Source organism: Fulvivirga ulvae (genome assembly GCF_021389975.1).
Lineage (GTDB): Bacteria > Bacteroidota > Bacteroidia > Cytophagales > Cyclobacteriaceae > Fulvivirga > Fulvivirga ulvae.
Genome location: NZ_CP089981.1, coordinates 5804802 through 5830280, shown reverse-complemented (window position 1 = coordinate 5830280; position 25479 = coordinate 5804802). Strand labels below are relative to the sequence as shown.

At 42.3% G+C, this 25479-nt stretch carries 19 protein-coding genes and 1 tRNA gene; 13 read left to right on the top strand and 7 right to left on the bottom strand.

Annotated features, from left to right (window positions below; translation table 11 throughout):
• The first annotated feature begins 36 nt into the window (after positions 1 to 36).
• The 8 genes from LVD17_RS24515 (at position 37) to LVD17_RS24480 (ending at position 10557) form a co-directional block, all read left to right on the top strand.
• On the top strand, positions 37 to 1263 hold the full coding sequence (locus tag LVD17_RS24515; protein ID WP_233762308.1) for a glycosyltransferase: 1227 nt from the start codon (positions 37 to 39) through the stop codon (positions 1261 to 1263).
• A gap of 390 nt (positions 1264 to 1653) precedes the next feature.
• The gene (locus LVD17_RS24510; protein ID WP_233762306.1) at positions 1654 to 2085 is read left to right on the top strand and encodes a hypothetical protein; all 432 of its coding nucleotides are present in this window, start codon (positions 1654 to 1656) and stop codon (positions 2083 to 2085) included.
• A gap of 86 nt (positions 2086 to 2171) precedes the next feature.
• A complete protein-coding gene (locus tag LVD17_RS24505) occupies positions 2172 to 3356 on the top strand; it encodes a TolC family protein (protein ID WP_233762304.1) in 1185 nt (394 codons plus the stop codon).
• 21 nt (positions 3357 to 3377) lie between these two features.
• On the top strand, positions 3378 to 3659 hold the full coding sequence (locus LVD17_RS24500) for a hypothetical protein (RefSeq protein WP_233762302.1): 282 nt from the start codon (positions 3378 to 3380) through the stop codon (positions 3657 to 3659).
• Between the two features lie 20 nt (positions 3660 to 3679).
• Entirely contained in the window at positions 3680 to 5191 is a 1512-nt protein-coding gene (locus LVD17_RS24495; RefSeq protein WP_233762300.1) for an efflux RND transporter periplasmic adaptor subunit, read from the top strand.
• Positions 5192 to 5203: 12 nt separating this feature from the next.
• Positions 5204 to 8281, top strand: a complete 3078-nt coding sequence (locus tag LVD17_RS24490; RefSeq protein ID WP_255702519.1) for an efflux RND transporter permease subunit — start codon at positions 5204 to 5206, stop codon at positions 8279 to 8281.
• A 170-nt stretch (positions 8282 to 8451) separates the two neighbouring features.
• Positions 8452 to 9816 (top strand): chromate efflux transporter, encoded by a 1365-nt coding sequence (chrA, locus tag LVD17_RS24485; protein ID WP_233762296.1) that lies wholly within the window; start codon positions 8452 to 8454, stop codon positions 9814 to 9816.
• Between the two features lie 18 nt (positions 9817 to 9834).
• Positions 9835 to 10557 (top strand): superoxide dismutase, encoded by a 723-nt coding sequence (locus LVD17_RS24480; protein WP_233762294.1) that lies wholly within the window; start codon positions 9835 to 9837, stop codon positions 10555 to 10557.
• Positions 10558 to 11112: 555 nt separating this feature from the next.
• Here LVD17_RS24480 and LVD17_RS24475 read toward each other — a convergent pair.
• The 6 genes from LVD17_RS24475 to LVD17_RS24450 all read right to left on the bottom strand — a co-directional run bounded on the left by LVD17_RS24475 (position 11113) and on the right by LVD17_RS24450 (position 20077).
• On the bottom strand, positions 11113 to 12135 hold the full coding sequence (locus LVD17_RS24475; protein ID WP_233762292.1) for a S1C family serine protease: 1023 nt from the start codon (positions 12133 to 12135) through the stop codon (positions 11113 to 11115).
• A 130-nt stretch (positions 12136 to 12265) separates the two neighbouring features.
• Positions 12266 to 13162 carry a DUF6268 family outer membrane beta-barrel protein gene (locus LVD17_RS24470; RefSeq protein WP_233762290.1) on the bottom strand — a complete coding sequence of 299 codons (897 nt, stop codon included), beginning with the start codon at positions 13160 to 13162 and terminating at the stop codon, positions 12266 to 12268.
• Between the two features lie 8 nt (positions 13163 to 13170).
• Complete coding sequence (locus LVD17_RS24465) at positions 13171 to 16251, bottom strand: efflux RND transporter permease subunit (protein WP_233762288.1); 3081 nt, start codon at positions 16249 to 16251, stop codon at positions 13171 to 13173.
• Between the two features lies 1 nt (position 16252).
• Positions 16253 to 17338 (bottom strand): efflux RND transporter periplasmic adaptor subunit, encoded by a 1086-nt coding sequence (locus tag LVD17_RS24460; RefSeq protein WP_233762286.1) that lies wholly within the window; start codon positions 17336 to 17338, stop codon positions 16253 to 16255.
• An 8-nt stretch (positions 17339 to 17346) separates the two neighbouring features.
• The gene (locus LVD17_RS24455; protein ID WP_233762284.1) at positions 17347 to 19695 is read right to left on the bottom strand and encodes a TolC family protein; all 2349 of its coding nucleotides are present in this window, start codon (positions 19693 to 19695) and stop codon (positions 17347 to 17349) included.
• Positions 19696 to 19720: 25 nt separating this feature from the next.
• A complete protein-coding gene (locus LVD17_RS24450; protein WP_233762282.1) occupies positions 19721 to 20077 on the bottom strand; it encodes a DUF2147 domain-containing protein in 357 nt (118 codons plus the stop codon).
• Positions 20078 to 20349: 272 nt separating this feature from the next.
• Here LVD17_RS24450 and LVD17_RS24445 point away from each other — a divergent pair, with 272 nt between their 5' ends.
• Together LVD17_RS24445 and LVD17_RS24440 are read left to right on the top strand one after the other, a co-directional pair.
• On the top strand, positions 20350 to 21327 hold the full coding sequence (locus LVD17_RS24445; protein ID WP_233762280.1) for a sensor histidine kinase: 978 nt from the start codon (positions 20350 to 20352) through the stop codon (positions 21325 to 21327).
• Positions 21324 to 22049, top strand: a complete 726-nt coding sequence (locus tag LVD17_RS24440; protein ID WP_233762278.1) for a LytR/AlgR family response regulator transcription factor — start codon at positions 21324 to 21326, stop codon at positions 22047 to 22049. Before LVD17_RS24445 ends, LVD17_RS24440 begins: the two co-directional genes overlap by 4 nt.
• Before the next feature lie 312 nt (positions 22050 to 22361).
• On the opposite strand, the gene LVD17_RS24435 is transcribed toward LVD17_RS24440, so the two are convergent.
• Positions 22362 to 22435, bottom strand: a tRNA-Met gene (locus tag LVD17_RS24435).
• 193 nt (positions 22436 to 22628) lie between these two features.
• Between LVD17_RS24435 and LVD17_RS24430 the strand changes: the two genes are divergently transcribed.
• The 3 genes from LVD17_RS24430 (at position 22629) to rpsO (ending at position 25430) form a co-directional block, all read left to right on the top strand.
• Entirely contained in the window at positions 22629 to 23024 is a 396-nt protein-coding gene (locus LVD17_RS24430; protein WP_233762276.1) for an START-like domain-containing protein, read from the top strand.
• A gap of 55 nt (positions 23025 to 23079) precedes the next feature.
• Positions 23080 to 25080, top strand: a complete 2001-nt coding sequence (locus tag LVD17_RS24425; RefSeq protein WP_233762275.1) for an LptF/LptG family permease — start codon at positions 23080 to 23082, stop codon at positions 25078 to 25080.
• A 74-nt stretch (positions 25081 to 25154) separates the two neighbouring features.
• A complete protein-coding gene (gene rpsO / locus LVD17_RS24420; protein ID WP_233762273.1) occupies positions 25155 to 25430 on the top strand; it encodes a 30S ribosomal protein S15 in 276 nt (91 codons plus the stop codon).
• The last annotated feature ends 49 nt before the right edge of the window (positions 25431 to 25479 follow it).

Genomic DNA, 25479 nt, shown 5'->3' with positions numbered 1-25479 from the left:
CTCAGATCAAAGTTTTTAAGAATTAGATACACTAAAATGAAAATAGCAATTTTTACGTTGGGGACACAAGGCGACGTACAACCATTTGCAGTATTAGGGCAGGCATTGAAAAAACGAGGTCACCAGGTAACACTTTCTACCACGAAAAACTTTGATGCACTGGTAAAATCTTATGACATTGACTTTCTTCCTGTAGAAGCAGATTTTCACGAGTTTTTGAATTCTGAGGAGGGAAGGAAAATGATGAAAAATCCGTTTAGGGCCAAAAAGAAATTAAGTATCTGGGTCTACCCAATGATTTACAAGGCTATGAAAGCCTTTTACAAATTATCCAAAGAAAGTGACCGGGTGATTTTTCATGTCAAAACAATGGGCGACTATTTTGCTGACCAGTTTCCTGAAAAAATGATAAAAGCGAATGTTGTTCCGGCAATAGAATATACAACGGAATTTGTCAACCCCATTTTTAGTGCTTTGCCCATTCCTTCGTTTTTAAATAGATTAACCTATAAATTGTCGGACCTGGGGGTGAGCCTGATGATGAAACCGGTTAAGGAATTTAGAAGAGATGAAGGGCTGCCTCTAAAATTTAAGAAACCAACACTACCCTCCATATATGGGATCAGTAATCACTACCTTAAAAAACCAAACGACTACCCTGACCATAGTCATTTTACAGGCTTTTGGACATCACCTTCATCAACAGAACTAGAGGAAGATCTGGTTGACTTCATCAACCAAGGTTCGGCCCCTCTCTTAATTACATTTGGCAGTATGACATTTGAAACTAAAATGGATTTGCCCAAAGCCATAGAAAAGCTTTCTGATGAACTCAAAGTAAGGGTAATTGTAGTTAAAGGATGGGGCTTTAACAATACAAAAACCCTGGATAAAAACCCAAATATCAAAGTGATAAAGTCAGCACCATACGATAAACTTTTCACCCATGTAAAGGCTGTAATTAATCATGGAGGAATTGGAACTATATCTGCCTGTTTAATGGCAGGAAAACCATTTTTTGCCTGTCCGGTATTGTATCCACTGGGCGACCAGCATTTTTGGGCCACCATTGGCTACCAAAAAGGAGTAGCCTTGAAACCAAAAAACTTAAAAAGTATGACAGAGAAAGATCTAATTGAAAATTCCAGGGCTTTATTATCTACAGAATCGCTGTACAAAAATAGTATAGCCTTATCGAAAAAAATCAAGCAGGAAAACGGACTGCAAAAAGCCATTGAACTTATTGAAGGAAACATTTGGTAAGGTAGAGTATGTAATATGCAACTACGTTTATTAAAAGAAGTTAAATTTTTAGCTTCCTTTTATCGTAGTAGCGGGAAGGGGCGAATTCTCGAACTTTTTGGAGCAAAATTCTAGCCAAATTTTAGAGAGTTATGCAAGGATTTACAGGTGAAACTAATGGTCGCAAACTTTCATTATAATGAAAGGAAAAACGGGCTTTACAACTAATACTTTTTTGCGCCATGTTTTCTTTCACCACCCAAACAGGTGCATTGCTTCCATGTTTGACGAGTGAATGGCCATTGTTGAAGCAGTTTTATGACTTGGTGTTGTTTAGCTATTTACCTGCGTTTCTATGTTTAATTTGCCAAATACTAAAAACAAAATCAAATTACCTATCTTTACCTTCTGATGAAACAGCACAGGCAAATCATAGCGTTTCTGTTTTTGATCATCATAAGCATTTTTAATGCTCATGACATCTTTCCTCATGTCCATCACCAACATATTGACGATGTCAATGATCACACACATCATCAAACGGAACATCATCATCATTCTGCCAGTAGTGAAAGTGATCATGACGAAGAAAGCTTTCTCGACCTAATCTTCAAAAACCATTCGCATAATAAGCATTCGCATCAGTACACTCCTGCTACGATTGAGCGTGTAAAGACTGGGAAGCAGATTGAGATTAAAGCTCTTGGCAATAATGATTCCTACGAGTTAACTATTAAAGAAACTGATGTTGGCTTGCATGGATGCGAACTTTTCATTGATTTCGGATCAGACGATCCTTATTTATACTCTAACCCACTTCGGGGACCTCCTGCATTAGGGTAATCTTTTTGAGGGTAGGCATCTGCTGCCTTCATAGATATGTCTAGGTATATCTATAAACATTTGATTCATCCTAAAAATCAATTTACATGTATAAAAATATTGTGTTCGCCCTGTGCGGATGCTTGATGTCGTTTGGAGTAGTCGGCCAATCAACGACTATTGACAGCATTCTAAAACAGGTAGAACAAAACAACCAGGAATTAAAGGCTCTGAACGAGTATATGGAGAGCAAAAGACTTGAGTTGAAATCCGGTAACAATTTACCTGATCCACAATTGGGAGTTTATTACCTTCCTTTTGGGGATCATAATTCAGGTGATTATACGGAGTTTCAGATTTCTCAATCTTTTGAATTTCCAACGGTCTACAGTGCTCGTGGCAGTCTTATTGAAAAGCAATCCACTCAATTAGAATCGGACTACCAAGAAAGAAGACAGGATATACTGTCGCAGGCCAAAGAATATTGCCTGAATCTTATCTATCTGAATAAGCGTTTGGCAACTGAGTCCCTGCGGGTTGAACAGGCCAAGCAGGTTTTCGATCAGGTGCAGGAGATTTTTGAAAAGGAGCAGGTGGGTATTCTGGAGCTGAACAAAGCTAAAGTTGTCTGGATGCAGGAACAATTCAAAATTAAACAGATAGAAAGCGATGCCAGGAATGTGCTGCTGCAACTTACCAACCTGAACGGTGGGACAGCAATCAATTTCTCACCTGAGGATTATGGTATTTCACTGGTTTTGGATTCTAAAGATTCTGTATGGCAGGAGAAACAGGCACAAGACCCTGTTTTGAAACAGTTGAAGCAACAGGAGGAAATTGCGCAGCAATCATTGAGCCTGGCTAAAAATAAAGCATTGCCAAACCTTACGGCTGGTTACAATAGTCAAGGGGTTGCCGGTGAGCGTTTCTCAGGTATCTATGCAGGGGTAACAATTCCTTTATGGAGTAACCGCAACAAAGTGAAAGCGGCTCAATCCCATCTGGATTTTCAGCAGACTTTTACTTCTGCCAAGATACTTCAAGCCTATGCATCATTTGAGAAGCAATACAATGATTATGAAATCATGCATTCCAGGTTTCAGGAATATGAAGCTACCCTTTCGGGGCTGAATAGTGATGAGTTGCTGCTTCAAGCGTATCAGTTGGGTGAACTGTCATTCCTTCAATACTATATGGAGCTACAATTCTACCGACAGGCTTATGATGCCATGCTGGACATGCAATACCAACTTTATATATCGCAAAATCAACTTTTAAAACATCAATTGTAAAACCTTTAAAACGTATTAAAAATGAAAATTTTAAATATTCTTATCGCATTAACTTTTGTATTCGCAATCGCCTGTAGTGGCAATCAATCAAACGAAGATCACGGTCATTCACATGACACGGAAGCTGGAGCACATGAGCATGAAGAGGCTAGCAAAGAGCACGGCCATAGTCATGAAGATGGAGATCATGCACATGAACAAGAACATCATGAACAGGAAGAGTTTACCGCAGGTAGCGATTCAACTCAGGTGGAAGAAGAGACCCATACTCACGAGGATGGTAGTACCCATCACGATCATTAATTTATAACCTAAAAGTTGATATGCGATATATAATAGTATTGCTTTTGTTGATGGTGTTTTCGTGCCAATCAACTGAAGATCATGGACATCCACATGACGAGGAGGGTGGTCATTCGCATGCGAGTGACGGTAAGCCAACGGTGGATTTTACAGTTTGGACAGACCAAACGGAATTGTTTGTAGAGTTTCCTGCTTTGGTAGTGGGTGAAGCAAGTCGATTTGCGGCACACTTTACCATGCTGAATGGTCATCAACCCGTAAGGGAAGGAAGTGTAACAGTGAGTTTGATCAAAGGAGATAAAGGTATTCGCCATTCGGTGGATGCACCTTCTTCTCCGGGCATCTTTGGTCCATCTTTACAACCCAAGGAAGCGGGTACGTACCAACTCGTTTTTGATTTAAAAACTCCTGCCTATTCGGATCGAATTGTATTGAATGATATTCCTGTTTTTGCTTCTGTAGAAGAGGCCGAAAAAGCTTTAAGCAGTGAGGAAGAAAATGGCAATGCCATTACTTTCCTGAAAGAGCAAGCCTGGAAGATGGAATTTCAAACTGCTCATGTAGTGAAGAAGGAAGTATATCAAACCATTCCTACTTCGGGTATTTGGAAAGTTGCTCCTGCTGATTATCAAACCTTAGTTGCTCCTGCAAGTGGCCGAGTGAACTTTAGTTCGGGTGTTTTGACAGAAGGCAGTAGTGTTAAGAAGGGGCAGGTACTCATGACAATAAGTAGTGCTGGACTGACTTCCAATAACCTGAGTGCAGAGATACAAAAAGCCAAGGCGGAGTATAAACAAGCCAAATCAGAATACGAGCGAAAAAAGGAACTGTACGAGTCGAAGATTGTGCCTAAGGCTGAATTTGAGCAGGTTGAGCAAAAGTACCTGGTGGCTAAGACCAACTACGAAACGTTGAGCAGTGGTTACAGTAGTGGCGGAAAGCAAATTATAGCTCCTATGAGTGGTTTTATCAAATCTATTCAGGCAGTGAATGGCGGGTTTGCTAATCAGGGAGATGCTTTAGTGACAGTAACAAGTCATAAAAGTAGTTTGCTCGAAGTACAGGTAAGTCCTTCTTACAGTATGGAACTTCAAAACATTCAAAATATTTGGTATCAGCCAGGTACTGGGAAATGGTCTAATCTGAAAGCAAATGGCGGTAAAATCTTGTCGGTTGGAAAAGAAGTAGAAGCTAGTCAGCCTTTGATCTCTGTATTTGCTGAAGTAAATGAAGGAGTGGAAATGCCTGAAGGCAGTTTTACAGAAGCCCAATTGGCTGTTGGAACTGCTATTGAAGGTCTGGTTGTTCCGATTTCCTGTTTGATGGAGGATTACGGTAATTATTCTGTGATTGTTCAATTAACAGGTGAAAGTTTTGAACGTAGGAATGTAACGCTTGGCAAGCGAAACGGCAGTGAAGTGGAAATTATCAATGGCTTGTCATTGGGTGAAGTTGTAGTGACTAAGGGAGCATATCAGGTTAAGATGGCTTCTATGTCAGGACAAGCACCTGCTCATGGTCATGCACATTAAAAGGTTAAAGTTATGTTGAATAAGATATTATCGATTTCACTACAAAACCGATTGATGGTGTTATTGGGAGCGGTGGCGCTCAGTGTGGCAGGCTTGTACATTGCCCGAAACATGAACGTGGATGTATTTCCGGATCTGACTGCTCCAACGGTTACGATCCTGACAGAAGCGCATGGCATGGAGTCCGAAGAGGTGGAGAAGCTGGTGACCTACCAATTGGAAACAGCCATGAATGGTTCTCCGAATGTGCGGAGAATCCGTTCGTCATCTGCTGCCGGAATTTCCATCGTTTGGGTTGAGTTTGATTGGGGAACGGACATTTACAGGGCAAGACAAATTGTGAGTGAACGCATCCCAATGGTGCGTGAAAACCTGCCTTCCGGTGTGGGTACGCCCACAATGGCACCCATTTCTTCCATCATGGGTGAAGTGATGTTATTGGGTGTTAGTTCGGATAGTTTGTCTCCTATGGAACTGCGAACCCTTGCTGACTGGACCATCCGCCCTAGAATCAAATCGATCGGCGGAATTGCCAATGTGATTGTAATTGGTGGTGATTATAAACAGTATCAGGTCTTAGCAAATCCTGAAAAGCTGAAATACTATGATGTGAGCCTTGGTGAGCTTTTAGAAAAGGTGCAGGAAAGTAACATGAATGCTCCGGGTGGATTTTTGAATGAATATGGCAATCAGTACATCATTAAAGGAAGTGGAAGAGCCTATTCGGTAGAACATCTTGAAGAGGCTGTTGTCAAAAATGTAAATGGACAGACAATTAAAGTCAAGGATGTGGCAGACGTTCAGGTTGGTACGGCTGATAAGATTGGTGACGGCTCGTTGAATGCCGCTCCTGCAGTGATCCTGACCATTTCCAAGCAACCGGATGTGAATACTCTAGAGTTGACTGAACGATTGGATGAAGCGATTGCGGATTTGAATCATACTTTACCTAAAAGTGTGGAAATCAAAAGCCACATTTTCCGTCAGGCCAATTTCATTGAAGCATCCATTGATAACCTGAATCAGACCTTATTGGAAGGTGCATTCTTTGTATTGATCGTGTTGTTTGTTTTTCTGATGAATTGGCGAACTACGGTTATTTCTTTGGTGGCTATTCCCGTGTCCTTATTGGTCTCCATTATTGTGTTGAAGCTGCTGGGCTATACCATCAACACGATGAGTTTGGGCGGTATGGCCATTGCGATTGGTGCTTTGGTAGATGATGCCATCATTGATGTGGAGAATGTATTTAAGCGGTTGCGGGAAAATATCCGGAAACCAAAAGTTGAACAATTACCCGTGCTTACTGTGGTAAAAGATGCTTCGGTAGAAATTCGAAGCTCCATCATCATTGCGACACTCATCATTATCGTGTCGTTTGTTCCTTTGTTTTTCCTGAGTGGAATGGAAGGCCGATTGCTACAACCACTTGGGATAGCGTTTATTACTTCGGTATTGACTTCCCTTATTGTGGCGGTGACGGTAACTCCTGTGCTCTGTTCCTATTTGCTAAAAAGCGAAAAGGTATTGAATAAGCAAGCGGAAGGAACCAAGGTAGAACGTTGGCTTCAAGCGCGCTATGCAAGTACTTTGGAGCGAGTCCTGAAATTTCCAAAAATGGTAATTGGATTGACGGTTGGGGCTTTCGTGATCAGTTTGGTTTTGCTAACGCAATTAGGTCGTAGTTTCCTGCCTGAGTTCAATGAAGGTTCTTTGGTAATTAGTGCTGTGGGTGTTCCTGGTATGTCCTTGGAAGAAAGCAACAAAAACGGTCAGTTGATAGAGCAACTGTTGTTAGACATGCCTGAGGTGGATATAGTCACTCGCAGAACCGGACGTGCTGAACTGGATGAACATGCTCAAGGCGTAAATGCTGCTGAAATAGATGTGCCTTTTACATTGGATGGAAAGTCTAAAGAGCAATTTTTTGAAGAAGTGCGAACTAAACTTAGTGTGGTGCCTGGAGTGAATATCACCTTGGGGCAACCTATAGCGCACCGAATTGATCACATGCTTTCAGGTACTCGTGCCAATATTGCCATTAAGATATTTGGCGATGATTTGCAGCGATTGTTTGAGTTAGGTAAAAGCGTTGAAACCAATATCAAATCCATTGATGGTATTGCCGATGTGGCTGTGGATCAACAGATAGAGGTGCCACAAATTCGTATTACTCCGAAAAGGCAAATGCTGGTTGCCTATGGCATGACTGTAGGTGATTTGATGGGACAGGTGGACATTGCCTTTGCAGGGGAAAAGGCAGGAGAAATTTATGAAGGGCAGCAATATTTTGATTTGATAGTGCGCTTTCAAGAGGAATCAAGAAATAGTATAGAGGCTATACAGCATGCCCTGATTGCCCTGCCAAATGGAGGGGAAATTACTTTGGATCAGCTGGCAGAGGTGAGTTCCGTAAGTTCACCTAATACCATTTCAAGAGAGGATGTGAAGCGTAAGATCGTTGTAGCAGCCAACGTTCAAAGCCGTGATTTGCGTGGAGTGGTGAATGAAATTCAACAGATTGTTGAAGCAAATATAGATCTTCCTGAAGGCTATCGGGTAGAGTATGGAGGTCAGTTTGAAAGTGAAGCCAAGGCTTCTCAATTGTTGCTCATCACTACGGTGGTAGCTATTCTCATCATTTTTTTGTTGCTCTATTTTGAGTTTCAGGATGTGAAGCTGTCCTTTATTGTATTGATCAATTTGCCACTGGCATTGATTGGTGGTATTTTGATTGTGTATTTTACATCAGGAATTATCAGCATAGCTGCGACCATTGGCTTTATCAGCTTGTTTGGTATAGCTACTCGTAACGGCATCTTGCTGGTATCTCGGTATGAGGACTTGCGGAAAGAAGGTTTACAAGGAGTTCAATTGCTCAAAACCGGGGCATTGGACAGATTGAATCCTATACTTATGACGGCTTTCACAACCGGGCTGGCCTTGATTCCGCTTGCTTTGAAAGGTGGTGAACCGGGCAATGAGATCCAAAGTCCTATGGCCGTGGTTATTCTAGGGGGACTATTATCGGCTACATTGCTCAACCTGGTTGTTATTCCATGTGTATATCGCCTGGTCACAGATAAATAATATTACAAGCCAGATCAACCTGTTTCGGTTGGTCTGGCATTTTCCCTTTTCGTCTCAGCTTCTCCGATCAGTTTTTCCACCCTAAGTATAAAAGGTCAGCACACCAATTAAAGTTTTTATTTTCCATTAGCAACTGATGTATCCAAGCGTTTGCTAAGCTATATTTGATCATGAATACTTCAGTCACTCCCAAGATGACTCTACCGAGCTTCCGGGAAGCTTTGAATGTGTGGATAAAAGTCGCTTTACATAGTTTTGGCGGACCGGCAGGTCAGATTGCCGTTATGCACAGGTTCCTGGTGGAAGAAAAAAAATGGATAGGTGAAAACCGTTTCCTGCATGCTTTGAATTATTGCATGCTGCTTCCCGGGCCAGAGGCTCAGCAATTGGCCACCTACATTGGCTGGCTTTTACATGGTCGCAGAGGTGGTATTGTTGCAGGTGGCCTGTTCGTATTGCCCGGGTTTCTCTCTATTCTGCTGCTGAGCATACTTTACGCCCTTTGGAAAGATGTGGCTATAGTAGAGGCTATATTTTATGGTATTAAGCCGGCGGTACTGGCTATTGTGGTTGGAGCAGTGATCAAAATCGGCAAAAAGGCACTGAAAAATGAGGTGATGGTTGCCATCGCCATTCTCTCCTTTATTGCTATCTTCTTTTTTGAGGTGGCTTTCCCCATTATTGTTGTTGGTGCCGCGCTTATTGGCTTTATCGGTGGAAAAATCAGTGAGGAAAAGTTTTATGTTATTAGAGGTCACAAAGCAGTTGACAATTCCGGAGAGGGCCTGATAGATGCACTTATTACTACCGACAAACCATCCCTGTCCAAAAGTTTGAAGACAGCCATCTTTTGGCTATTACTATGGTTTGTTCCAATTATTTTACTTGCCACTGTCCTGGGATTGGAGAACATCTTCACAAAGGAGAGCCTGTTTTTCAGTCAGGCCGCCGTGGTCACCTTTGGAGGGGCTTATTCAGTGCTGGCATACATTTCTCAAAAGGCAGTGGAAACGTTTGGCTGGTTGCAACCCGGTGAAATGCTTGATGGCCTGGGGATGGCAGAAACAACACCGGGGCCGCTCATCCAGGTGGTTCAATTCGTAGGCTTTATGGGGGCTTTCAGAAATCCCGGCATGCTTGATCCCGTGGTGGCAGGTGTATTGGCTTCATTTCTTGTGACTTGGGTAACTTTTATTCCCTGTTTCTTTTTTATATTTCTCGGAGCGCCTTATATCGAAAGTTTAAGAAATAATAAAAACCTGAGTACCGCACTCTCCTCCATAACTGCAGCGGTGGTGGGTGTAGTGCTTAATCTCGGCATTTGGTTTTCTCTCAATACGATTTTCAAAACAATCGAAGAGCGATCATTCTATGGTATGCGTTTACTTATTCCGGACCTGGCCTCAATAGATATAGGGGTGGCAGGTATTACAGTAGCGGCTTGTGTAGCTTATTTTGGGTTTAAACTGGATATGCTTAGAACCATTGGCCTTTGCATGGTGCTGGGGCTGCTGGTAAAACTTCTAATTCTCTAACCTTTAAAACATTTACCCATGGAACGCAGAAAATTCATTCAAAACTCAGTGATCATCGGTGGGGCATCTATACTGCCAACATCCAGTGTGCTTGCACAAAGTGTGGAGCAGGGTGGAATTGATAAACTCATGGATGAGAACGGAAAATTCGTACAGGCGCCATTACCCTACGCCAATAACTTCCTTGAACCCTGTATGGACGAAGAAACTTTACACCTGCACCATACTTTTCATCATGGAGGTGCCGTAAAAGGAGCCAATAAAGATCTGGAAATGATTAATATGGCGATGATGGAGAACAACTATGAGATGGTAGATCACTGGACAAGAAAGCTGTCGTATCACTTTTCCAGCCATATTTTACATTCCATTTTCTGGACTAACCTCACCAACAGGAAAATGGAGCCGAAAGGAATTTTACTGAAGTATATAGAGAAGAGCTTCAAGTCCCTGGACAACCTGAAAGCCTTACTCGGCAAAGTAACCAAATCGGTAGAAGCCAGTGGCTGGGGTATTCTGGCATACCAGCCATTTACCGATCGTCTTACCGTACTGGGTTGTGCCGATCATCAGAAGCTTACACAATGGGGGTGCATTCCGCTACTAGTAATTGATGTATGGGAGCATGCCTACTACCTGACCTATCGCAACCGCAGAGGCGAATTTGTGGATTGTGTTATGGATATCATTAACTGGGATAACGTTGCTCATCGCCTGGATGTGGCGCTAAAAATTAAATGAAAGCATTGACGCATCGCCTACAGTAGCAAAAGCGTTTAACCAACTTAAAGAATGATTAGTGGCAAGGCTTACTTGAAAATTTCTCCTTCAACATCGTGACCATCAGTCCTGCTCATCTCCGAAAGCACATGCCTTAACACAATTTCTGAAAGCCGCTCCATCTGACGGATCATCTCCAACGCCTCATCTTCAGTTAGATGTGAAAATTACTTTTTTGCCCTTATTCTGTCTGGAGTTACATTATGTTTTTTCTTTCCGTTTTGCATGTTCATTTTTTCTTTAGAATATGGTAATAAAAAATATTAAATGCGTGGCAGGGAATCGAACTTGCGTTAAGCCGCTGATTAATAGACTTTAAAGGAAAAGGAATATAGCTCTTTTAAAATATTTGACAATAATTTCTCGAACTTTTTAATTATTGTAAGTACCTGATAATCAATACAAAAAGGCAACCATTACTGATTGCCTTCTTAATAGTAGCGGGAGCAGGACCCGAACCTGCGAACTTCGGGTTATGAGTGTGAAACCCTTCTAATGATGATCAAAACTCTTCCACTATTCAGCAAATTGTAATATCACCTCTTGCACCTTTCCAGCCCTTAAGATCTTTAGTTTGAAAGAATTCCGCTCTTCTTTTTCCATGAGGTAGGTGGATTTGAAAAATGTTATGATATTTTCCTCCGAGATAATGGGTATATCGTTTACTTCTAAAATAATATCACCTCCTATATTAATTTCTTGATCACCTATGCGGAGTGGCACATTTCCACCTTTTAGATTGGCCATGAAAGCCGGAGACAATGCCACCACACTTTGAATTAATATGCCGCCTGGTTGAGGCACATTTAATAATTTCGCCAATTCTTTATCTACAAGGACTCCATTAATCCCGGTCCACCTTCTCTTATCACTATCCACCACCAATTGTTTGGTTACATTGATCGTGGCAGCAAAACCTATTCCGTCAAATCCTCCAGACTCGCTAACTATGTAGCTGACAAGGCCGATAACTTCTCCTTTGCTATTGAACATGGGTCCTCCGGAATTCCCATGATTAATGGCTGCATCAGTCTGGAAAAATTCGGCAAAAGTAAATCCTTCCATTCGCGTCTTTTCAATGCTTTTTCCACTGATTATTCCTTTAGAAAGCGAGTGCTCCAGTCCAAAAGGTGCGCCAATTATAAATACATCATCCCCTACATCTGCAAGATCTGAATCTCCCAATTCGGCAACCGGATACTGGTTGTCGAAATAGACCAGTTTGATAAGTGCTACATCAGCTACAGTAGCCAATCGTATCACTTTTGCGGGGAACTTCTTCCCGTCATGAAAGATCACGGTTATATGCTCAGCATTGTTTACCACATGAGCAGCTGTCAGAATTTCTCCCTGACTTGAAATAAGTACTCCGGATCCTTGTGACCCCATATAGCTTACCTGTCCGTCAGAATGCTCAATCTCTTCCTTCGTCTGGATGACTACCACACTCGGACTTACCTTTTTGTAAAGATCACTCAATGACTGACTATTGAGTATGCCGGGTATTGCAATAATTGCTGTAAGAATCAAATGTTTCATGTGTATATGTTTATCTCTAATAGGCTACATGCCTGGAATTCTGATAAACTTTATTCATACCTGGTTGGTATATAATTTAGGATGCCTAAAGTTTATGCTCATTTTATTAGTCTGTTAGTTATTGTTTTTTTTAGGGGGGTAATATCGAAATTCCAAATCGCAGGAAAGCTCCATTGTCAACATCATACTTGTCATCCGAAAACAGTTCACTTTGAAGCTCCACACTTTGCCCTGCTGTCATGCCACCAGAGGCTTCTAATTGAATGAACTTTCCTACGCGATAATTTATATGAGGACCAAATATGACCCTGGTGTATCCTACTTTATTGACCGGCTGCAGCTCATCCGGAGGGCTGATTCTTGTATAATTAACATTGTATAATGAGCCGTCAACTTCCACTTTTAATCCTGCGGTGAGTTTTCCAAAATAACGATCATATGTGATGTGACGTGGCAGAAATACCTGCAGCTTTCCCTTTTCCGATTTGTAAGTTAATTGTACTGTCGGAATAGGGATAGAATTACCAAACCTGGCTGTGAGGGCAATCCCTCCTCCATACGAGAAGTGATCAGACTTTTTCTTGACAAAATGTAAAATGCCATTGAAAAGAAAATCCTCCTTTTCGAGCCTTGTGTTAAATGTCGAAGATAGCGTAGGGCTCAGCGAAACAAATAGGCTCCAATTATTCGATAGCGCGCGTAATACGGTCAACCGATAACAAACCAAATGAAGATTTTGCCCATCAATTCCGATTGTAACATCATTGTCGGCGAAAGGAGTTATTAGCTTGTACTGAAGCCCGTTGATTAGAACCGTCTTTTCATCTTCAAGTCGTTTTGGGAAGTTGACAAAGAAATTGTATTCATTCACCTCAATTTCCCGGTTTAGTGGTGAGCCTTTCACGGCAGCACCCGGAAACCTGGTAAAACTGAAACCGGCAAGTTTGATCTCCTGAGACATAACCTGTGAGCCGCTGAGTAGTAGGAGCACACATACCGTGCTCCAAAGTGTTTTGTTTGAACGCATAGGAGTGCTTATTTTGGTAGGGAAACTTTGTAAAACAATCGATAGAGTACCGGGACCAATACCAGTGTAATCACCGTGGCGAAAAGTAATCCGAAGATGATGCCAATGGCGAGTGGTTCCCACATTTCACCACCGCCCAGCCACAAAGGGATTAAGCCCAAAGAAGTAGTAAAGGTGGTAAGCAATATGGGACGAAATCGTTCCTGCGCTGCAGCCATAATCGCATCGTAAGGAGTTCTCTTGTTCTCATCAAGCTCCAATTGGATCCGGTCAATGAGTACGATTGCGTTATTAATTACAATTCCTGATAACGAAATGATGCCCAGGAATCCTGTGAAGCTCAGATTAGTACCGGTGATCAGCAGTCCACCCACCACACCAATGATCCCAAAAGGAACGGCAAGCAACACTATACTGCTTTTTCGAACTGAGTTAAACTGCATCACAAGCAGCAGGATGATAATGAAAAATGAAACTGGAAGTTTGTCCATTACCGCGCCCATTGCATTGCTACTTGCCTCGGACTCTCCCCCGAGTTCAAACGAATATTCACCACCCCACTCAGTACGCTGTTCATTTAGCCACTTTAGTATTTGGCTAGTGACCGCAGCCGCCGTATATCCAGTCTGTAGCTGAGACTCAACCGTAATCGTTCGATTGAGGTCTCGTCTGATTATTTTAGCCAGTTGCCAGTCCACACTAATGTCTGCTACCTGGGCCATCGGTACAGTTTTACCTGTCCGTTGACTGTATATACTTAGTCCTTCCAGGTCTTCGTAGGCTACCTCAAGGCTACCTTCTGTTCGCATGGCTATGGGGATATTGTTCTCTTCTTCACGGTATTCTCCTACTGTATATCCGGATAAAGTAGTGTAGGAGGATAGTGCAACATCCTGGTTGGTCAATCCGCTGTAGCTGAGCTTTGATGGATTGATGTCAACATAAATCTTTTTGATTTTTGGGCCCCAGTCATCATCTACATTACTTGTCCCCGCAATGGTTCGTAGCTGAGCTTTTGTTTCAGAAGCAATTCTGCTGAGTTTTTCAGCATCCGGTCCGCTAATTCTGATTTGAACAGGGACACTGGCTCCGCCACCACTGGCAAGTCTCTTAACCGTAACCTTGGCATCCGGCAGATGGTTAAATGCAAACGAATTGATCTTATCTATGACCCATTGATTGTCACCACCAGATGACGTGTTGACCAACAGGTGTGCGTAGTTGGTCTGTTTTTGGTCAGCCTGATACCCCAGGTCGTAGGACTTAGGACCCTCACCAATGAAGGAAGACCAATCTCTAACACCAAAAGTCCTTCGTTTATTGACAAGCAGGCTGTTTGACAAATACTGTTCTAAGGCCGAAACTCGCGAATCAGTCGTTTCCAAACTTGTACCGGCAGGTAAGACAATATCAACTGTCACAAGGTTACGCTCACTGTCCGGCATGAATACAAAATCTAGTTTACCCATACCTACCAGTGAAAGTGCCAGACAACCAAAAACCACTGACAAAATCACCACAGGTCTGGTCAATGACCAAACGATGACTTGCCTGTAATATCCATTGAGCCTGTCAAAGAAACCAGGCTTTTGCTGTGTGCCATTCTGCTTGATCTTAATGAAGATAATAGCCAGCATGGGCACAATCGTCAAGGCCATAAGCCATGAGGAGAGCAGCGTAATAGTGATCACTGAAAACAGAGGCCCCATGATCTCTCCCATGATGGAGTCGGCAATGAAAAAGGACAGGAATGCAGCGGAGGTTGTTAAGGAACTTGTAAGCAAGGGAACCATAAGCTCCTTGCTCGAAGATATCGCAGCATCCAATGCTTTGTCGCCTCTTTCCATTTTCACCATCATGGATTCAGCCATCACGATGGCATTGTCTACCAACATGCCCAATGCCATGATCAAGGCGGCCAGTGAAACCTGGTTGAGGCCAATATCAAAGACCCCCATCAAAAACAGGGACATTACAATGGCTGTAGGAATTAGACTGGCCACAACAATCCCCGTTCTAAACCCAAGGAACAGTAACATAACGGCCAATACAATGATCACACTTTGAATGAGGTTGGAGACAAAATCGCTCACACTGTCTGACACGGCATTATCCTGCGATGCAATCCTTTTTGCAAAAATACCAACAGGAAGGGTTGGATTAAAGTCGGCAAGAAGCTGGTCGACCTCTTCACCCAATTGTACGATATTGGCACCTTCTTTCAATGAAATATGTAAGCCAATGGCTGGTTGTCCATTCATTCTTACAATCGTTTCCCGGGGCGAGATGTAATCTTCATAGACATTTGCCACGTCCTTCAAATAGACAGTTTCCCTACCACTCCCGACCGGAATGAGCATGTCCCGAATATCCTCAATCGTTTCAAAATTTCCGGAAGGCTCCAGGATGACACGCTCATCTCCAACATTGATCTCGCCTGCCGGGATGATAATATTCGTGCCAGACATGACATTCTTCAGCTCGCTGGCTGATAGTCCGATCCTTGCAAGCTCCGCATCGTTGTAATCGATAAATACACGACGCTCTGTCACTCCTGAGAGTTCTACTTTAGCTGCATCCCTCAAGCGGATCAGCGTATTTCTCAATTGATCCGCATAATTCTCCAACTCCCTGGGTTCATATCCGTCATTCTCTAAACCCACAGCTATGCCATAGGTAATCCCCAAATCCTCATCTTTTAAATCAGGGCCCATGGTAACACCTGAAGGCACCTCTACATGGCCTATTTTCCTTCTTAGGCGGTCCCAAATGGGTCTGAGCTCCGACGCGCCAATGCTTTCTTTCAGGGCAACTTTGATAATAGAAACCCCTGTTCTTGATTCACTTTCGATATAATCTACCTCCGGAATTTCCTGCACGACTTTTTCAAGTGGATCAGTCACCAAAAGCTCCATTCTTTCCGGGCTTGCCCCGGGAAAAATAGTGACAATCCTTGCTATCCTGACCGTAAAAGGAGGCATACTATCTCTTGGTAATGAAGCATATCCCGTGATCCCAAGAATGATGATGATCCCCAGTAACAAATAAGTAACGCGATTATTCCTGATCGCAAAAGCAGTAAGGTTCATCTCATTGTTGGGTTAAAAGTGAGACTTTCATTCCGTCGTATAGTGTTCTGAGGCCTGCTACTGCAACGATTTGATTCTGGGTCAGGCCTGATCTCACGATGAATCCTTCTGACATGAGGCTGCCAATTTCAACGCTCATTTTTTTTGCTGCATAAACTTCATCACTTACCGGGCTTAGGACATAAACAAATTGCCCGCTTTCGTCTTTTCCCACTGCTTTCACGGGAACGATCAATTGCTCCTCCTGCTCCTCATCGCCAAAGGTGAGCGTAACCTCTACCGGCATGCCTGGTCTTACCTCTTCCCTCGTATTTGTCAGAGAGGCAATCACCGGATAGGTGCCGCCAGACGAAGAGTAACCCACTTCTGTGATGACGCCGTCAAATTCGCCTGATAGCGTGGGTATCCTGATCTTAGCTGAGCTTCCCTGTCTTACTTGGCTGATATATTTTTCAGGTATTCCAGCCTGTGCTTCTATATCATTGGCATTTTCCTTACTCATCGTAAGAATAATATTACCGGGACTCACTACCTCGTTGGCCTCCGCATTTACTGAAGAGACAATGCCCGACATTGGCGCGGCAATGGTTGTATATGCAACCTGGGACTGCTGCAGGTCTAAACGTTTCAGAGAGATCTCGTAAGAACTTTGCGCATTGGATAATGTACTCCTTGCCTTCTCGTAATCACTCAATGAGGCATTGTTGGTTTGATAGAGTTGCTTGATCCTTTCGAAGCTTGATGAAGCGGTTTCCAATTGGATTTGTGTGTTCGCCACATCTGCCTGCACCTGCTGCAGGGCAAGTAATGCATCTGTTTGGTCTAATTGGGCCAGTAGCTGACCCTTTTTTATACGCTGACCTACAGTCACGTTCAGCCTGGTAATTAACCCTCCCGTACGAAAACTCAGTTTCGTTTCCGAACCGGACTGGGTGATCCCGTTAAAAGTCCGTGTAGTTAAGCCTCCAAACGACTCTACCACGCCATACTTGATGGGTTTGACCAGTACTTCTTGTTGTTCCTCACTTGAATTCCCACATCCACTAAGCAGGAAAAGCGAAAGAAGCGCTATATATAGATTCTTCATGGTTTGTATCAATTTTGATTGTTTAAGTACTGCTGAAGTCGGTTATTAAAATCCTGAAGCTGATCTTCGGGCATCAGCATGATGAATGAGCCCGCACTGAATTCTAATTGAAGATGAGCCTGGATATATTCATAGATGGAAAAAGCAGCCGCCAACCGAGCTTCCAATGCCGTCTGCTGCGCGTCTATCAGTTGGGTAATCGTTACCTGACCTTGTTTGTAATTTTCCTGAACCAACTCGAAGTTTTCAAGGGCACTTTCAGATGCTGATTGACTATATCGAATATTGGTACTTGCGCTCACCAGATTGAGTACACCCGCCCTAATGCCAAGCTCCAGATTCTGATCCAGAAGTGTTTGGGAATAGTCTAATTGCTCCAGTCTGATTTTGGATTGCTGGATAGCAGCCTTCCTGCCGAACCCATCAAAAATTGGGAGGGAAAGGGATACCCCGACAAGCCAGGAATTGTCTTGTAATTCAGTCATACCAAGTGCCATGGCCTGGGCATCGAGGATTGATCCTGCACCACCTCTTGCTAATACCTGGGAGGTCTGGGCTTGCAATGCTATCGTAGGCGTGTAAAGCAATCGCTGATTTTGTTCGAGTTGACGATTAGCTGCATGTATGTTTTCTGTCAGTGCTTTCTTATTGGGGTTTTGACGTTGACTTTCTGCTACTAAAAAATCTGAAACAATACGTAAGCTTTCCGGAGTTTTTATCACCTTAGAAATGGGGCCTTGACTAAAAGCCTTAAACAGGTCATCTTCCAGCGAAACATCCGCTACCTCAAATTCTGAATCCAGATTATTAGCCAACAGTGTATTCAATTGCAGCTTAGCCGACAAGAGTGTGGTTTGTGCTTCTATCACGGACTGATTAGCTATCGCCAGCTCTGACTCCCATCGGTAAAGGTCCGTGTTGTTCGAAGCTCCAAGGTCTACACGAATAGCCGCCAGTTCCTTATTCTTCCGTGTGTTCAAAAGGTTTTCCCGCTGTATCAGTACGTTTGTCTTGGCAGACAACACATTTGAATAAGCCGTATAAGTATCAAATAAAACCCTCAAAACTTCGGCCTCCGTGTTGTACTCCTGTGCTTGTTGCAGGTACCTGGCAATCTTAATGGCAGCTATGGCTTGTTCCGAATAGATTACCTGAGTAAGGGTGAGACCTGCAGTTAAAGACTGCTCCGGAGTATTGAATGCTGCGTTGGCCCGCTTTTCATTAATCTGCGAGGCAGTAAGCCCTGATTCAATACTGGGCAATACGTTTGACCTGGCAGACTTTACTCGCACCTTACTAATCTCCACATCCCGGTAGCTGATTTGAATGTTGAGGTTTGCTGCCAAAGCTTTTTCGGCAACTTCTTCAAATGAATAGGTTTCGATGGCTGATTCATCATCCCCAATAATGGTAGCGGTAAAAAGCACTTCAAAAGGAATCGGGAGCTGTATTTTTCGTGCGGTAGCAATATTGACATACAGGCTTTCCCTGGTATCAAGTGTCACAGGCATGAACGAAAGCTCCGATCCGGATACAATTCCATCAGTCATGATGGCTAGTTTTCGAATCACCTGCTGCAGATCATTTTCATTAGTCATTGTACCAAGTACGCCATTGTCCATTAGCCTGGAGTTACCAGAAAATGTGGCAATTTTCCGTTGATTGAGTTGATTGATCAGTAGTTGGATCTGCGATTCGGGTTGGCTAAGCAGCACCGTAAAATAGGCGGCATCTGTGTTTGCGGGTATTTGGTCAACCACTTGCTCCAAATCAGAACCAACTGGAATAATGGATAGCTCTGTATTTAACTTTTCAGAAAGAGAATCGATAAGGTTCCTGGCCTTTTGTTTGTTGACTGTTGATGCGGCTTTCTCATCTGCAAATACTACCACACTTTTGAAATCATGGATCTTATAAAAAGCTTCCAATTCTTTTTCCAGATTCCGTGTCTGCCAAATGTAAGTGAAGTTTCGTTTTCCCGAGGTGCCGTTTATATAGGGGAGATCCTGCAACCCAGGATCGATAATTCCCAGTGCAATTACAGGAACTGGCAGGTCACTCATTAACGACAGCCCTTTTGCGCTGATGCTTCCTACAGCAATGATGAGATCGGTCTTACCATCCAATTGGCGATAAGATGTTTGAGCAGATTCAATATCAAAAATGCCAAAGAAAGTCGCTTCCAAACTAGTTTTCCGAGATACCCCGGTGGTCTGATCAATCTCGTGAATCATCTGATCGATAATAATTGACAGGGTAGGAGACTGTTCAAAATCAGTGATCACACCAATCTTAAGTGTTTGTGCGTGTGCACCAGCCATGCTAAAGAGCAGGACAAGATTTATTGTAAACTTCATGGATATGATATGCAGTGTTATACAATTAGTTGGCTCTTGTCCATTCAAGATTTCGGGATATACGACCAGCACTCACTTCAAGGAGAAGTTTGTTGTCTTCCACCTCACATATTACATCCAGCGACCGGTTTCGTTCTCTGGAGTATATTTTTCCTACCCACTTATCGTTCTTATGCTCAAGATGAAGGATTTTCCGTTCGGGGTATCTTTCACCCTTCGAGTCAATAGGTACTCCTATATACTTATCATCTGCTTTGTAGATCTCTATTTGTGCATCACGCGTATTCCAAACCCCAATGATTTCATCCTGTTTATCCTGTGCCGAAAGGTTAGTTGATATGACACATAAGATCATGGCGAATAACTTACTGATTTTTTTCATGCTTTTGTATTTTGATTTCGGGCCAAAATTATTTTGGACATCAACCAGCATGAAAAAAAATTAATGAGCCTCCCATATAAGTAAACCAAGTGCCCAATATGATGAACAAAGCTTTTCAATTATCAAAATGAATGATTCATGCGATAAAATGATCATTCCATTCATTTTATAAAGATTCAATAAAATCTGAGTATATTATTGCAATGATGAGTCAGGCACTATCGAAGACAGAACGTTTCCTTAAAGTGGGTCCTTACCTCCTGTGGTTCAGTATGCACATCGCTATAAGTTTGGTATTAACCTATCAGCGAACGGTGGCCGATACCGTGTACTATCTGGTCACTTATGTCTTTTTTGGCACCCTTATTATTTGGCTCTTTGGATATAAACTATTTCCGGCATACCTGGCAAGAGAAGGAAAAATAGATCGAAAAATCGGTTTGTTAATTGGAGTCAACATTCTCCTTTTTGTCATTGGAATTTATGCGCATACCCTAATGGCTGAAGTACTTGGTTTGACTATGTTAAGAGCACAGTACGCTCCTAAGTCAGTCAGGATAGTTTTGTGGGTATTGATGGTTTTTCTGGGGATTATTTACATGGCAAGTATTCGGTTGGCACGTATATATTATCTCAATGCGGTTCAAAAAATTGAGCACAAAGCTCAAAGAGTTGAGGCTGAATTAAAACTGTTAAAAAGCCAGATCAGTCCACACTTCCTTTTTAATACGCTCAACAATATTTACGGGCTCGCCTATCTGAGGGATGAACGAGCGGCTGAAATGATTTCAAAACTATCCAAGCTACTGCGCTATTTACTGTATGACTGTGATCAGGAGAAAGTGTCTTTATTGAAAGAAAAGGAGTTGATCGAACACTATCTAAGCATTCAACTGCTTAAACATGAAGATCCATTGAATATAGATTTCTACCATGCCGGTATTACCAACGGTCTTAGAATTGCGCCGATGATCCTCATTAATTTTATTGAAAACTGTTTTAAACACTCCGATCTGGAAAGCAACCCTCAGGGTTGGATCAAAATCAGTCTGGAAGTAGAGGATTATGAACTTAATTTTCGAACAGAAAATACCATCAAAGAAGACATAGAGGAAACTCAAATGCATCGTACAGGGATCGGGCTTACGAACTCGTTAAAATTACTTGAGGCCAATTACCCCGGAAAACATAAAATTGACATAAAGAAAGAAAATCATATGTATCAGCTGAACCTAAAGATGGCATTATGAAAATGAAGTGTCTCATAGTCGACGATGAAAATATAGCCCGAAAAATACTTTCGGATTATGTGAGTAAAGTTCCGGAGCTGGAATTGGCAGCTGCTTGTAGTTCTGCACTGCAAGCGCTCAATCACATCAAAAATGATAACATTGATATCCTGTTTTTGGATATCCAAATGCCTGACCTGACAGGACTTGATTTTCTAAAGATCTTACCCAATAAGCCTGCAACCATTCTCACTACGGCCTATTCTGAATATGCTGTCCAGAGCTATGAATTGGATGTGGTAGACTATTTATTAAAGCCTATAGATTTCGACCGATTTTATAAGGCTGTTGCAAAAGTCATCTCCTCAAAAGATCGCAAAGCAGGTAATCTCCCAAAGTCAACCGCTCTTCAACAAACCGATAAACTATTTATCAAAGCGGATAACAAGATCGTAAAGGTTGTATTTGATGAAATAGTAGTCATAAATGGGGATGGGCCTTACGTGAAAATTATCACAGAGGATGGACGTAAAATCATGTCACTGCAATCAATGAGTAAGCTAATTCAAATGCTCCCAGCTAATTTTTTCCGAGTCCATCGATCACATATTGTGAACATTGACCATATTGATAGCATTGATGGCAATATGATCAAATTAAAAGATCAAACTGCCATACTGAGCAAGAACAAACGTGATGAATTTCTGAAGCTGATCGATCAGCTCAATTTATTGGGAGAGTGATAGCTCAGAAACTAACTGATTGACCTTGTTATCCTTGTCTTCATCATCTTCAAACATTCCTGTTTTAAGCCATTCTGAAACCATCTCTTCTGACCACTTAATTGCTTTCTCACATTCACTATTAAAGTTGGTGAATACTTGGCCATCTTGTCGACAAAGAGGTGAAAAGTTAGTGTCTCCCAAGAAATTCGGCTGGATCCTGTAAAAGGCAATTGGTAAAGGCAGTTAGCAAATCGGCCACTTTTCCGTCGCACTTTCAGTCTTGACCCTATAAATGCAAAAAGCCGATCAAATTGATCGGCTTTTGAATAGTAGCGAGAACGGGAGTTGAACCCGTGACCTCAGGGTTATGAATCCTGCGCTCTAACCAACTGAGCTACCTCGCCTTGTGCAATCGTCAGTTTAAATTTTAGCTTCCCGGTTTCTATATACTGAGAAAATAAATCGTTTAACTGCCTCTCAAATGGAGCGCAAACTTACTAATAATGATTTTTAATTACCAAGAACTTTTTAATTTTTTATTTAAATTGGTCATCTGATAAAAATGGCATATCTTAAAACAATCTTAAAGCGCTGTATATGAGTAGGCATTTGTTTACAACGGACTTTGAAATCAATGCGTCAACAAAGATGTTATATCCCTATTTGAGTACTGCCAGTGGCCTCGCACAATGGTTGGCTGATGATGTAACGGTTGATGAGGACAAAGTCTATAATTTTATTTGGGATGAAGAGGATCATAGAGCCCGCATGGTATCTCACCGTACAAACCACTATGTTAAATTTGAATTCCTGCCGGAGACTGACGATGAAAGCGATGACCCCGCTTACTTTGAGTTAAGGTTAGAAATGAACGAGCTAACACAAAGTGTTTTTATCAGGATTACTGATTATTCCGACATGGATGATAACGAAGAACTTTACGATCTTTGGCATAGTCTGATTGATAATTTAAAAGAAACCGTGGGAGGTTAAATTATTCTGATCAGTATTCCGTATTTTTGGCTTCTTTTTTGATGCGCGTAGTGTGATGAAGAAGATTGACAAATTAATTTTATCCTCCTTTTTAGGCCCGTTTTTCCTTACGTTCCTCGTAGTGGTGTTTATATTGCTTACGCAGCATATGCTTAAGTACTTTGATGACATCGTTGGGAAAGATCTCGGATGGGACGTGCTCGCGCAGCTATTTTTCTATTTTGCGGTTTTTATGACCCCCATCGCCATACCCTTGGCAGTATTGCTATCTTCCCTGATGACATTCGGGAACCTGGGTGAACATTTTGAACTTACCGCTATTAAAAGTGCCGGTATCTCGTTGCTCCGAGCGCTTCTTCCAATCTTTGTTTTTGTAATAGGACTAACAGTACTGGCATATTACTCCAACAACTATTTTGTGCCCAAGGCTGCCCTTGAGGCCTACAGTCTGCTCTATGATATCAAACAGAAAAAGCCTGCCCTGGACCTTAAGGAAGGTACTTTCTACAATGGTATTCCTGATTTCAGCATTAAAGTCAATAAAAAACATGATGACGGGCATACTATAGAAGATGTCATCATTTACGATCATCGCAATCAGAACGGTAATAAAAACGTAACACTGGCAGATTCCGGAGCCATGTACACTATAAATAATGACCGGTATCTGAAACTGGTGCTTTTCCGTGGTCACTCCTACGAGGAGGGCTCAGGCACTTCCAAATCAACCACCAATAAAAAAGAGACCTTCAGACGCGCCCAGTTTGCCAAGAGTGAGTTTGTGCTTGACCTGTCATCTTTTGGACTTGACCGAACAGACAAGGATCTTTTTAAGGGAAACAGGATCATGCGCAACCTTTCCCAGCTTAAGCATGATGTAGACTCCGTTGGGCATGATATTATGGAGAAGAGGTTGCAGATATATGCAGAGGTGCCTTATGCATTTTATTATCACCTGCGTGAGGATAGTATACAGATGCCCCGGGAATTGAAAGAATTTAAGCACTATAATGACAGCCTGAACATCGCTAAAGAACGCTTGGAACTGGTGAAAAAAGCAAAGGAAGACAGTATACAGCAGGCAACAGCCTACGCAGAAAAGAAAGAGAAAAAACAAGACAAGCCGGTTACAACAGATCAGAAAGAAATAAAAGCCCATCAGGACAGGCTTGTTTCGGGGAAGACAGATGACAAGCCAAAGCCTAAAGCTAAAGGCGCGGATAAGAAACAGATACCTAAACCGGCGGTAAAACCAAAAAAAATAGTGGTAGGGAAGAACGATAAAGCAGATGATAAATCGGGCCCCAAGCCAAAAAACATTCAGGAGGCCATCTCCAATGCCGAAACCCAGGAGCGGCTTAAGAAGCGCATGCTTAGCGACCGGGATAAACTTAATGAGAAAGCCGCGATTGATAAAAAAACAATAGAAATTGACCCGGAAAGCATCAGGCTGTCGGAGAGCGGTTTGGAATCGGGGCCGGTTGAGAAAGACGGACAGTCCGAAACGAAAAAAGATACCGTAAAAGTAAAAACTAAGGCGGATATCGTTCACGAACTGATGACCAGGGATGATGATAAGGATAAGGAGCGGGAGCTTCAGAGCGCTTTAAATATGGTGAGGCAGACCAAAAGCAAGCTGCAAACCAGTAATCAACGTATAGAGCGCCTTATCTATGAGCAGGATACGTTTGATGTGCAATGGCATAAAATACTTTCCAATTCGCTGGCGTGTATTATCATGTTTCTGATAGGCGCCCCGCTTGGCGCTATTATTAAAAGGGGAGGATTGGGTATTCCTGTGCTGGTCTCTATCATTTTCTTTATTATTTTCTATGTAATCAGCATGATGGGAGAGAAGTGGGCCAAGCAGGATATGATAGAGCCTTTTGTTGGAATGTGGGCTGCCAATGCACTGTTATTGCCTATAGGGCTTATTTTCTTGAGACAGGCCAGGAACGACGCCAGACTGTTTGAATCAGATTTTTATAGCGTGATGATTGATAAGTTCAAAACGTGGTTTGGCAGACGAAAAAAAACAAAGGGAGATGGTCAGTAATATTTGGTAATTACGTAGTGGCTTGATACCTTTGCGCTTTATTTAATTATTACACTAACAAATTTTAACTAAGCATGTATTTACCAACAGAGAAGAAACAAGAGTTGTTCGAGAATCATGGTCGGTTAAAGTCAAAGGCAGATACAGGTTCTCCTGAGTCTCAAATTGCACTTTTTACCTACAGGATCAATCATCTTACCGAACATATGAAGAAAAACAAGAAGGACTACTCCACTCAGCAAGGCTTATTGAAGCTTGTGGGTAAGAGGAGAAAACTATTGAACTTCTTGCACAAAACTGATATCGAAAGATATAGGGCAATTCTCGCAGAATTGAATTTAAGAAAATAAATATAAAAGGGAATCCTCGGATTCCCTTTTCTGCCTTTATCCCGGAAGG